The organism is Halothiobacillus sp., assembly GCF_027346185.1.
Lineage (GTDB): Bacteria > Pseudomonadota > Gammaproteobacteria > Halothiobacillales > Halothiobacillaceae > Halothiobacillus.
Map to the genome: position 1 here is coordinate 47192 of NZ_DAIESY010000054.1, position 11249 is coordinate 58440.

The window sequence follows — 11249 nt, forward strand, 5'->3', positions numbered from 1 at the left end:
TTTCGCGACGGCGGCAAGTTATTCCCGCGATATGCGGTCCGTCGTCGGCATGAGTACGCCGGGGATGTCGTGCAGTATCTGGCAGGCCGTGTCCCGTTGGGTATTCGGGATGGCTTGCGGTCGATTCAACACGCGCACGGGCCAGTCGTTCAATGCGGTGGCCAACGCAGTCAGAAGCGGGCGTTGCTCCGGGGCGTCACTAATCGCAATGAAAACAGCATCATGGGGCGGCAACGGGTCGGGTAGGAGCGAGTCGAGTGCGCAGTAATGGCAAATCAAATCAATGTCACTGCCTTCGAGCAAGCAATCCAGTGGCGTATTGGCCGCAATATCGCCCGGAACCATCAGCATGAGCATCCTGAAACTGCTCGGCTCTTCAAGTGCGGGAATCTCAAAGTTACGTTGCAGCAACAAACCCTGATTCTGACTGGCAAAGGCCGATTCACGTTGCCCCAGACTGAACATCAAGGTGGACAGATTCATCCAGAGGTTCGCATCCTGCGGGAATTGGTTCAGGTTGCCCAGAGCCGCTCTGGCAAAAGCCTGTAAATCCTGCCCTTCGATACTGGCGCGCAAAAAGGGGCCAGTCCCAGAAAAGGAGTAGAGGAAACGTCCGCGCGGTCTTGTTCTGTCATGACTTCATTCTCAATCAACCAGTTCCATCCACCAAGGAAAATATCAATGGCGGATCCGGTTCTTGCCAGGTGGCTGGTGATGCTGCCTGAGAGGATAACCTTTCGTGAGACAACAGAGTGTGCTCTTGAGTGAAAATTGTGACTTTTCAGCGGGGTGAGGGGCATCCGGCTGATTCTGCCTCTCAAGGGATCGTTTTATTTGTGTCTGAGTGGAACTTTATCTCTTGGTGATTGTTTAATGTGCATAACTTGTGCATTCGATTAGGTCGTTATCTAGATTGTCGATGTTTTTTTAGTTATTTCACTTGATGAAGCTCTTTTTCTATGCAAAAGTTGTACACGTAATCGACTCGAGTTTTGCTTATATGTGAGGAGCCATCCATGGGTAGTGTGACGCAACGTAAAAAGTCTGTCGGTACCGACAGCGTTCAGATTCCAACACGTCAACGGATGGCGCTTGATTACGAAGAAACGGTCGAGCTGATGGTGATGGATGAACCCGTACTTGATCATGACGCTGAGGCGCCGGAGCCGGGGGATGAAGAAGCGGTCACTGTGTTCAGTGCCAGCGATTCCGAATCGGCCGATCCAGTACGTCTGTATCTTCGGGATGTGGAAACCGAGCGTCTGCTGACCGCTGAGGAGGAAGTTCTCTATTCGCGGCGTGCTCAGAAGGGCGATGATTCTGCCCGGCAGAAAATGATTGTCTGCAATTTGCGTCTGGTGATCAAAATCGCTCGGCGTTACATGAATCGCGGTCTCGATCTACTTGACCTGATCGAGGAAGGCAATATTGGATTGATGAGAGCGGTTGAGAAATTCGACCCCGAAAGAGGTTTTCGTTTTTCCACGTACGCCACATGGTGGATTCGTCAGACCATCGAGCGTGGGCTGATGAATCAGTCGCGTACGGTGCGTTTACCGGTTCATGTGGTTAAGGAAGTCCATTCCTTCAACCGGGCGGCGCGAAAGATTGCGCAGAACCAGAACGCTGAGGTTACGGCCGAGCAGATCGCCGACCATCTGGATCGTCCGGTGCATGATGTGTTGAAGGTCATGGCCTATAACGAGCGACAGTCCTCGTTCGATAGCCCGCTGAAAGGCGAAGGCGAATTCTCGTTGCTCGATCTGATCCCCGACCGGGAAAGTAATCAACCGGATGAACTGTTGCAAGATGCCGGCGTGCATGGCCTGCTCGATCAACTCATGGCGCAGCTCGATTCCAAGCAGCGCGAGGTTCTGGTCCGGCGCTACGGTTTGCGCGGTTACGAAACGCACACGCTGGAAGAAGTGGGCGATCATTTGGGTGTTACTCGTGAGCGCGTCCGGCAGATACAGTTAGAAGCCGTCCGGCGCCTGAAATCGGTTGCCAAGAAAAACGGCATTACGGCAGAGGTCATCTTCCCGGATTGATCATACGCGGGCCATCAACCTGAAAACCGCCACCGAACCGGGTGTGCGGTTTTTTATCACTGCAAAACTAGATAATCTGGTTAATAATTGTAGATGGAACCCGCGTTTGGGTGCCATCCATCGTTCGTTTATGAAAGCCCCATTAAAAACCGTATGCGGTGTCATTTGTAAGAATAATTCCTTCCGATTCCTTGCTTTTTACTTCGAAAACAATAGTATGGCCTGCTTGTTTTATCGGGTATCACCCTGTTCCGCCTGAACCACGACAATGAGTCAGACGTCCACCCAGGGGAATGACCACCCGACGAGGACGGTAAAGCCACTATGGAGATCAGCTAACAGTCATGCCTACCCCCGAATTTGATATTTGCACCGAAGACAAGATGCCCGTGTTGATGATGCGCGTGACACAATTGTGGCGCCAGCTAATGGATGCCGAACTGGCGCATCACGGTTTGAGTCAGGCTAAATGGCGCACGCTGGCGATTCTGGCGCTACGACCGGAGGGCATGATTCAGTCCGAGCTGGCGGACGAACTGGGGGTGGAAGGGCCGTCGCTGGTCGCCATGCTCGACCGTCTCTCAAAAGATGAGTGGGTCGAGCGCATCCTCTCCGAAACCGATCGGCGCTGCAAAATCATTCGCTTGACCCCGCGGGCCTGGCCCCTCATCGATGAGATACGCATCAGTTCCGAAAAGATATTCCAGCGGACGATTGCCAAGGTCGATGTTGCTCCATTGGCCGTCATCGAGGCGTTTTTCATTGATCTGCGAGAACGCCTCTATGATGACCTGCCTGAAAAGAAGCGGCATCACCGGGGTGAGCGTCGTGCTACCTGTGGACTGCCCACCAGTCATGACTGGTCTGAGTAAGTACGATTAACTTCCCTTTTCAGGAATTCTTCGAGCACCAGTTACGTACCAGTAAATTCCCCCACCCCTTTTTTTGAAGAAGTGCGCCTCCCCTTTTGAAAAAGGGGGAATGAGGGGGATTTAGGAGGGCTTAACATCTGTAAGTAAACGCTGATTTATTCCATCCTTGGAATAAATCAGCTCGCTCATCGCGGTACACGCCCGCGATGGCTCTCACGAATCAAAGACTTGCGTCTTTGTTCGTGTTGGGGCATCCTGCCCCAAGCGGGAAGCACTGAATAAATCAGTGCTTCCCTAAAGAGATTCCTTTGATTTCATCGCACCTTATAGAACGGGGAGTTCATTCCAGATGTTGCCGAATCAAATCGACAACCACCTTCGGTGATTTACCAGCCGTTTCAATAATCAGATCAGCGGCCACGCGGTAGAGCGGCTCACGCATCGTCATTAGTTCGTTCAGTTTGCCTGCTCTGTCTTTTGTTTGCAGTAACGGGCGCTGGGTGTCCATGGCCGTTCGTTCCGCCTGTTGCTGCACGGTGGCGTGCAAATAAACCACGAAGCCGCGCTCGGCAAAAACCGCCCGATTCTCGGGACGCAAAATCGCTCCGCCCCCCGTGGCGAGCACCCAGCCAGAAGTGCGCGTAAGCTCATCAATAACCGCAACTTCCCGATCACGAAATCCCGCCTCGCCCTCGATCTCGAAGATCAGCGGGATGGTTGCACCGGTGCGATGCTCAATTTCCTTGTCGGTGTCGTGGAAGGTCAGGTTCATGCTGTGGGCAAGCAATTTCCCAATCGTGCTTTTGCCGGCACCCATAGGGCCGATGAGGATAATGTTGTGTGTATTCATAGCGCTGCATTTTATCTGAAATCATAAAAAAACCCCGCATGGCGGGGTTTTATGGGTGTTGTATGGGAACGAACACCCTCAAATTTTACGAGCTCTAGTTGATTGCAAAACAACTCGCACCGTTGCCTAGAGGATTCGTTTGAGCAGCGGGGCCGGATTGGCTGGTTACATCATCAGCACTTACGGGCAACCAGAAATTTAATGCACTGGTGTTTGCCGTGCCTAATACTGTTGTGGTCGCAGAAAGATAGACCTTTACCCAAGATGCGTAGTTTTGAGGGTAAGTGACTGTAATGGTTGCAATACCATTTTGATCTGTCCTCGGTTGAGCGGGGCTGAATGTAGCTACGTTGCCTGGTGCAATTACATTCCCTCGTGTGGCGCTAACAACCGCTGTCTCAGTTGGGTTCAGTACGCCATCATGATTGGTGTCGTTAGTTGTGCACGTGCCTGGAGGGTTATTGACATTTTGAACCCACTTTCCTGCTGCTGGGTCGAAAGACCAATCACCTAACGCATAAGCGGTTGAGTACAGATAAATGTTTACAGGCTGATCTGTCATTGGCCGGCCATTGATATCCGTCACAATTACACTGTAGGTTTTTTGATAATTTGGTGCTGATTTAGCAATTAAATTATCTGTTCCAATGGTTACGAAGGCGGTTTTGTTGGCTACATTCATTTTAGTTGTGCCGTTAATGTTATCTGCCGTATCTGTTGCGGTAATTGTGAAATTCGGCGAAGTGCCGTTACCCGCTGTAAAGGTCGTTGTTGCTACCCCTTGTTCATCTGTGATCGCTGTGGGAGAAGTGAAGGCACCACCTGAAGTGTCGTCAGTGGTAAATGTTACATTTTTACCTACAACAGAATTGCCGTTGCTGTCCATTAATTTTGCTGTAATGGTGCTGCTATTGTTTGGAGCCACCGTGCTTGGTGTGGCTTGAACAATAACTTGTGTTGCAGTAGATGCAGTAAAGGCTACGATTCTGCTAGCACTTACGGCTCCGTATGTTGCGGTGACGATGGCGGGGCCTGCAGTAGACGAACCTAGATAAATCGTGGCATCTCCGTTGTTATCTGTTAGAGCAGTGTTACTGCTTAAATTACCGCGAGTGGTTGCAAAGTTTACTATTTGACCCATAACCGCATTACCCCCATCAGTGACTTTCACGATAAATGGGTGTGGTGGAGGTTGATTTGATGGGCTAATTGCCAAAATCGAACCAGCGTTCGGATTTTGGGCATCATAATCAACCGCTGGTTTCGTAAAGTTAACTGCTACCTGAGCCACTTTTACATCGAGTGAACCCGTCGTATTCAAGTCAGTAGCGTTCGCCGTTAGGGTGGTATTTGCCGTTGCTGATAGGCTGAATGGAGCTTGACCATTTGCATCCGTGACAACTGATCCAGGCGTGACAATGCCCACAGTGCTAGTGAGATTAACTGATTGCCCAGAAATTGGCTTGTTGTTGCTGTCTTGCAAAAGCAATGCGTAACTTAAGTTATTGCCAGCTGTGCCTGCACTCGGGCCATTAATAGCAATTTTTGTGCCACTTACGTTAACGGTTGCGCGGGTGGCGTTCACACCGCCTGCCGACGCATTCAGAGTAATTGTTCCATTCTTATACAAACCCTGGGTATCCAGCTTGGCAGTTACCGCACCGTTGGCCGCGGTAACAAAACCGCCCGCAGGTGGCGTAATGTTGCCATCGCTGGCACTCAGTGTTACTGGCACATTAGGCATTAAAACATTTGTTGGGCTTTTTACGATTACGGTAACGTCAGTACCTGCTGAGCTGTTTGTATCGACTTGGCCCGTTGAGGTTAATATTTGAACAAAGCCAACAGTATCAGGAGCAGAAGTACAGCTAGGGTTGTTTACTGCTATTGTCCATTGCCCCAAACCTTCTTCAACTGCAATGAAGTATGTTTTTGTGACATCTAAAGTTACTGATTGTTGCCTATTGACTACATCACCAATCTCGTTCGCCAGTAAAGCAACGTTATTGCCCGTCGCATCTTTGAGATTGACAATGAAATTACCAGAACCCTTATAAGACATTGTAAAAGTCGTTGGGCCTGAGATATTCGTGAAACTGCTAAGAACGGTTGCACCAGTTCCAGAATAGGCAACATTTTTACATGCGGTGGCATCGCTTGCAGTCACTGCAATGGACACGGCCGACTGCACGGTTTTGCCGTTGGTATCGGTGACGGTGGCGATGATGGTATCGGTACCGGACTGAGTACCGGCGGTGTAGCGCACCGAGGCAGACCCTGCGGCGGTGGTGGCCGAATTGGCCGACAGCGTACCGTTTGACAGTTTTGAACCAAAGGCGAACGAAACGGTCGCTCCATCGACAGCAGCGCCCGATGCATCTGTAACAGAAGCGGTCAGGTTTGCCGTGCCGCCTGCATTCAAACTGGTTTTATCAGTTGAAAGCGTGATTTTGTAGGTGGCGGTTGTTGGCGGTGTGGTGCCTCCTGTGCCGCCGGGGCTACTCACCAAACTGGAGCCTCCGCCACCACCACCGCATGCCGTCAGGGTGAGCATGGTGGCAATCACGATGCCGCCCTTCAGTTTATTTATCAGTTTGCTAAACATGGTTCACGTTCTCCCGATTGTGTTCTTGAGACTTTATTCCGTTGTGTCAACGAGTTGTTGGTTTGAATCAATTATTTTCGGCGTGACGAAAATCAGTAATTCAAGGCGTTGGTTGTTGATCTCTCGATTTTTGAACAAATTTCCCAAGCCAGGTAAATCGCCCAAGAAGGGGACTTTATTTATTGAATTGGTGTTAGTGAATTGATAAATACCACCCAATACCACTGTTTGACCATTTTTGACCTCTACTTTGGTTTTGACTTCACGCGTGTTGATCGGCGGATTGGTCGTGCCAGGCAGTAAATTGGTGTAGTCCGGCTCATCCTTTTTAACATCAATATCCATAATGATGTTGTTGTTCGGTGTGATTTGCGGCGTTACTTCTGTGGACAGAACTGCTTTTTTGAAGCTGACTGTGTTACTGGCCACACCACCGGCCGTTTGGGTGGCAATGTAGGGGATTTCTGTGCCTTGGGATATCAATGCCGTGTGGCCGTTCGTGGTAATGACTTTCGGGCTGGAAACGATTTCACCTGTACCTTCTGTTTGTAGCGCGGATAGCTCCAGATCAAGTAATACGTTGGAGCCAAGAATGGCTAAGCCTAAGCCACCGGTCGGGGTGCCGCTTATCGGTGTGTTGAAATTGTAAAGCGAGCCTGGGATACCCGCAGCGGCGCCCGAGGCGACATTTTGAGCCATGGTTGCGGCATCGTTGCCGTTGGTAGCGGTTGTGTATACGTTGCCATTTCCGGTGCCAACACCCGTCACACCCCAGCGGACGCCCAGTTGACGAGCAAAGTTGTCGGTGGCGATCACAATTCGGGTTTCAATCAGTACCTGTTTAACGGGCTTGTCGAGTTTTTGAATCAGGTCACGGATGCGATCAAGTGCACTGGCGGTATCGGTAACGATTAGGCTGTTGGAGCGGGCGTCAACCGTCACACTGCCGCGGTCACTGATGAAACGCTGTGCGGTATCCGTACTTTCGCCGTTTTTACCCGACGATGCGTTTGTCTTGGATGCGGACTCAAGCAGCTTGTAAATATCTTCTGCTTTAGCGTAATTAATTTGAATAATATCGGTGGTTAGCGGAGCGAGCTGCTGTGATTGCTGACGGGCTTCAAGTTCGGCTTTATCTCGCGCCACAATATCTGCTGTGGGTGCAACATACATGACATTGCCATTTTTGCGCATCGACAATCCTTTTGTTTCTAGAATAAGGTCAAGCGCCTGATCCCAGGGTACATTTTCGAGCCGAAGGCTGATTGAGCCTTTGACATCGTCACTGACAACGATGTTGTTGCCCGTGAAATCCGCAATGAGCTGGAGCAGGGGTCGAATCTGGATGTCCTGGAATTTCAGGGTCAGGCGTTCACCGGTATATTTTTTCTCACCGATGTTTTGCGCGCCTTCACCTTTGGGGATGGGCTTGACTTCAACGACCAGGCGGTTATCCGTCTGATAGGCCATGTGCTCGCCCGCGTTGCGGGTATAGAGGGTAATACGGCTGCCGCTCCCCATGGGGCGAACATCCACTGTTTCTACCGGCGTGGCAAAGTCCTTGACGCCGAAGCGGCCGGACTCGACGCGGGTGTTGGATAGATCAATGATGATGTTGCTGCCTTCGCTGCGCATCTTCATGGGGGCGTTCGGGCCGGAGGTCTGGATGAGCAGTCTGCCCGCGCCATCGGCCGAACGCCGGAAATCGATGCTCTGTCCACGATCCATGGCGGTGATCGGATTGCTACCCGCCGTGGTGCTGACGGGCCGGCCCGTCGGGGTCGAGTTGCTGACAGCGGCAGGTTTGAAGGTAACGGTTAATTCATTGCCTTGCGGGTTGATGGCGTAAGGGGTGGCTTGGGTCAGGTTGAATACAACACGCGTTTTACCGCCGGCTTGGGCCATCAGCAGTGACTTTACGGGATCCAGGTTGATGTTCCGGGTACGTTCGCCGGTCTTGTTCGTCGTGTCAGGCAGGTCGATCGCCACCCGCGCTGGGTTGTCGATCTGGAAGTTGTCGGGACTACCTGATAGAGGCGCTGACAGTTTGAAGTGTACTTGAATAGAGCCATCCGCTGTGCGGTCGGTACTAATCGTATTGATGTCGACTGCATAACCAATGGAGGGAATAAGAAGTGATATCGATAACACGCCCAACGATTGCCGGATGGCTCGGGTCAGAGGTCGATAAAGTGTTTTTGCATCCATAACGCTGTTCATTGCTTTCTATCCCCTTGAATCATTTGGTCGCTTTTGCTGGACAATCGCAGTTTGCTTGCGCCAGCCGCCCTGTCCGTCGGGCACGATTTCTTCGAGCGTGATCTTGTCGGTCGTGATCTTGACGACCTTGCCGTAATTCATCCCCATGTAGTTGCCCACTTGCACCTCATGTAAGACATCATCACCGTCCCGGACTAGCGCGTACTTCGTGCCCTTGCGTTCGAGTACGCCCTTCATGGCAAGCGCGTCCAGTGGATACATTTCCAGCGGCTCTTTGGAGCGGTTCATGTCTGGGGTGATGCCGTTGCCTTTATTTGCAGTCTGGGTATCGGCTGGCGAAAATGGTGTGCGGTCCTTGGTTTCCACATAACTGAATTTCGGTAGGGGCTTCATTTCAGGGATGGGCTCAATCTTCCCACCGGGCCTCGCCAGAATTCGGTCAACTTTTTGTGTCAGATCGCTCATGTTGTTCGCGCAGCCGCTCAACATGAGTGCGGCCGGTGCTAATACCAATATCCATTTGATCGAGGAGGTTTTCTGTTCACGAGAAAAAGGCCGATTGTGCTTCATTTGCCTTCTCCTTCACCTTGCTCAAGGTAACGGTAGGTTTTGGTCACAACGGTCATGACAAGCGGCGGGGACTTCATGTCCGGGCTTTCTCCGTTTTCCGGCTTGATGGTTGGATTGTGCAGTGTGACAATTCGGGACAGATTAGCCGTGTCACTAATGAATTTCGCCAGTTGGTTGTAGCTGCCTTCCAGCGTCAGTGTGTAGGGCATCTCCGCATAGAAGGTATGCTTAATTTCACGGCCCGGCTGAATTTGCTTGTTTTTAAGACCGTTCTTGAGAGAAGTTTGGGCAACATCGATAATCAGATTTTCAGCTTCGCTTTTATTCGGCAGTTGTCGGAGTAGCTCGCCGAAGCTCGTCTGCATTATTTTGAGCTGATCCTGATAGGCCTTAAGGTTGGCGGCAAGGTTTTGCTTGGTCTCAATCGTGGCCAGCAGACTTGTTTCCTGACGCTGCTTTTGAGCGAGCTCATCCCGTTGAGGCAGGGTGTCGAAATAAATGACTGCGCCAACAATCAGGACGATAACGAAGAGGAAGATCACCATACGCGTCCCTAGAGACGCAAGCCCGATGGTCTGGAAGTCCAGGTTTTTTAATTCATTGAGATCCATCTCTTATTGCTCCTTATTCGCATCGGCCGATTTGGGTGTTTTGACCGATGCGGTAATCGAGAACACATATCGATTTGAAGAGGACCCCTTTTTGTCCTGATTCTGAGCAAGAATACCCGAGCCGACAATGATGGCGTCCTTTATATACTCCGAATCGTTGAGGCGGTGCAGGTAATCGGCAACCCGCGCCTGCGCATCGGCATAACCCTGAATGGCGATGGTTTTATCGCCCGTAATGGCAATGTTGGTCAACTGGATGCCATCGGGCAGGGTTGAAACGAACTCCTGCATTAGGTGGACGATCACAGGACGGCTGGATTGAAGGGTCTCGATCACCTGCATGCGGGCGATCAATTCTGCTTTTTTCTTTTTCAGCTCGTTGATGGACTGGATTTTCCGGTCAAGATCCTTGATAACCCCGTTGAGGTATTGATTGCGCTGATCTTGAAAATTGAGCTGGTTCTGTTCGTACAGGTGAATGCCGCCACCGATAATCAAAGCCGCGACCACTGAACCCGCGAGATGCAGAACGAAATTGCGCTGCAAGGTTTGGCGGCGTTCATCCCGCCAGGGAAGGAGGTTGATTCTTCTCATTAGTCGAAACTCCGTAAAGCGAGGCCGCAAGCAACCAGCATCGATGAGCCATGATTGGCGAGCAACTCTGCGGATATTCTTGATCCTTGGCCGATGGCAACAAACGGATTCGCACTGCGAGTTTGTATGCCGGTTTCATTGTTAATCCGTTCGATAACGCCCGGGGTATTTGCAGTTCCACCGCCGAGTAGGATCAGTCCGATGGTGCCGCGATTGGTTTCTGAATAGAAATATTGAATGAACCGCTCTACTTGCATCGCCATGTTGTCAATGAATGGCTGCAGCACTTTGCGATGGTAATCATCTGGCAAAGTGGCATTGCGTTTTTTCTCTTCTGCTTCTTCTGGTGAGAGGCCGTAATACATGGAGATCTCATTCGTCAGCTGTTTGCCGCCAAATGGGTGTTCCTTGCTATAGATGATATCGTCACCACTGAATACATTGATCGTGGTGGTGTTGGCGCCCACATCCAGCAGGGCGACCGGCTGGGCGCGATCTTCGGCTGTTAAAGTGGGTGCGATGATTTCCGTGAATGCATTTTGTATGGCAAAGGATTCGACATCCATGACATCGACGGATAGCCCAGCCGCTTCGGCTACCGCGACACGTGCTTCGACATTGGTGGTACGGGTGGCCGCCATGATGACCTGGATACTGCTGTCTTCATTGGACTGCTTTTTTTTCTGTTTTGATCCTGCTTCGGGATGAAGCGGCTCGAAGTCGAGACTGACTTCGTCGATAGGGAAGGGGATGTATTGATCCGATTCCATTCGTACCTGTTCTTCCAGTTCGAACTCATTGCCGGGGTTGCTGATGGTCAGCACCCGGCTGACGCTGGCACTGGTCGGCACGGCCATGACAATGTGTTTGGTTTTGGCC

General features: G+C 51.2%; 10 protein-coding genes. 2 read left to right on the top strand and 8 right to left on the bottom strand.

Annotated elements, in window-relative coordinates; all coding sequences use genetic code 11:
* Positions 1-18 precede the first annotated feature (18 nt).
* Complete coding sequence (locus M7R55_RS04380) at positions 19-576, bottom strand: hypothetical protein (protein WP_298218852.1); 558 nt, start codon at positions 574-576, stop codon at positions 19-21.
* Between the two features lie 440 nt (positions 577-1016).
* Between M7R55_RS04380 and rpoS the strand changes: the two genes are divergently transcribed.
* Positions 1017-2048: an RNA polymerase sigma factor RpoS gene (gene rpoS / locus M7R55_RS04385; RefSeq protein WP_298218854.1), complete on the top strand. Its 1032-nt coding sequence runs from the start codon at positions 1017-1019 to the stop codon at positions 2046-2048.
* A gap of 344 nt (positions 2049-2392) precedes the next feature.
* Positions 2393-2920, top strand: coding sequence for a MarR family transcriptional regulator (locus tag M7R55_RS04390; protein WP_298218856.1), 528 nt, complete (start codon positions 2393-2395; stop codon positions 2918-2920).
* A 340-nt stretch (positions 2921-3260) separates the two neighbouring features.
* On the opposite strand, the gene aroK is transcribed toward M7R55_RS04390, so the two are convergent.
* From aroK to pilM, 7 genes are all read right to left on the bottom strand, one after another.
* Positions 3261-3770 carry a shikimate kinase AroK gene (gene aroK / locus M7R55_RS04395; protein ID WP_298218858.1) on the bottom strand — a complete coding sequence of 170 codons (510 nt, stop codon included), beginning with the start codon at positions 3768-3770 and terminating at the stop codon, positions 3261-3263.
* 94 nt (positions 3771-3864) lie between these two features.
* On the bottom strand, positions 3865-6375 hold the full coding sequence (locus M7R55_RS04400; RefSeq protein WP_298218860.1) for an Ig-like domain-containing protein: 2511 nt from the start codon (positions 6373-6375) through the stop codon (positions 3865-3867).
* Positions 6376-6408: 33 nt separating this feature from the next.
* Positions 6409-8595 carry a type IV pilus secretin PilQ gene (locus M7R55_RS04405; RefSeq protein WP_298218862.1) on the bottom strand — a complete coding sequence of 729 codons (2187 nt, stop codon included), beginning with the start codon at positions 8593-8595 and terminating at the stop codon, positions 6409-6411.
* Between the two features lie 6 nt (positions 8596-8601).
* Positions 8602-9165, bottom strand: a complete 564-nt coding sequence (locus tag M7R55_RS04410; protein WP_298218864.1) for a pilus assembly protein PilP — start codon at positions 9163-9165, stop codon at positions 8602-8604.
* Positions 9162-9776 (bottom strand): type 4a pilus biogenesis protein PilO, encoded by a 615-nt coding sequence (pilO, locus tag M7R55_RS04415; RefSeq protein WP_298218865.1) that lies wholly within the window; start codon positions 9774-9776, stop codon positions 9162-9164. The genes M7R55_RS04410 and pilO overlap by 4 nt, the downstream gene beginning before the upstream one ends.
* A gap of 3 nt (positions 9777-9779) precedes the next feature.
* Entirely contained in the window at positions 9780-10370 is a 591-nt protein-coding gene (locus M7R55_RS04420) for a PilN domain-containing protein (RefSeq protein ID WP_298218867.1), read from the bottom strand.
* Positions 10370-11249, bottom strand: an 880-nt coding sequence (gene pilM / locus M7R55_RS04425) for a type IV pilus assembly protein PilM (protein WP_298218868.1), incomplete at its 5' end; no start/stop codon positions are given. The genes pilM and M7R55_RS04420, both read right to left, overlap by 1 nt.

What these genes read in the sequence shown, in the direction of transcription:
- rpoS (WP_298218854.1), top strand. Translation starts at nt 1,017, where the DNA reads ATGGGTAGTGTGACGCAACGTAAAAAGTCTGTCGGTACCGACAGCGTT.
- M7R55_RS04390 (WP_298218856.1), top strand. Translation starts at nt 2,393, where the DNA reads ATGCCTACCCCCGAATTTGATATTTGCACCGAAGACAAGATGCCCGTG.
- aroK (WP_298218858.1), bottom strand. Translation starts at nt 3,770, where the DNA reads ATGAATACACACAACATTATCCTCATCGGCCCTATGGGTGCCGGCAAA.
- M7R55_RS04400 (WP_298218860.1), bottom strand. Translation starts at nt 6,375, where the DNA reads ATGTTTAGCAAACTGATAAATAAACTGAAGGGCGGCATCGTGATTGCC.
- M7R55_RS04405 (WP_298218862.1), bottom strand. Translation starts at nt 8,595, where the DNA reads ATGAACAGCGTTATGGATGCAAAAACACTTTATCGACCTCTGACCCGA.
- M7R55_RS04410 (WP_298218864.1), bottom strand. Translation starts at nt 9,165, where the DNA reads ATGAAGCACAATCGGCCTTTTTCTCGTGAACAGAAAACCTCCTCGATC.
- pilO (WP_298218865.1), bottom strand. Translation starts at nt 9,776, where the DNA reads ATGGATCTCAATGAATTAAAAAACCTGGACTTCCAGACCATCGGGCTT.
- M7R55_RS04420 (WP_298218867.1), bottom strand. Translation starts at nt 10,370, where the DNA reads ATGAGAAGAATCAACCTCCTTCCCTGGCGGGATGAACGCCGCCAAACC.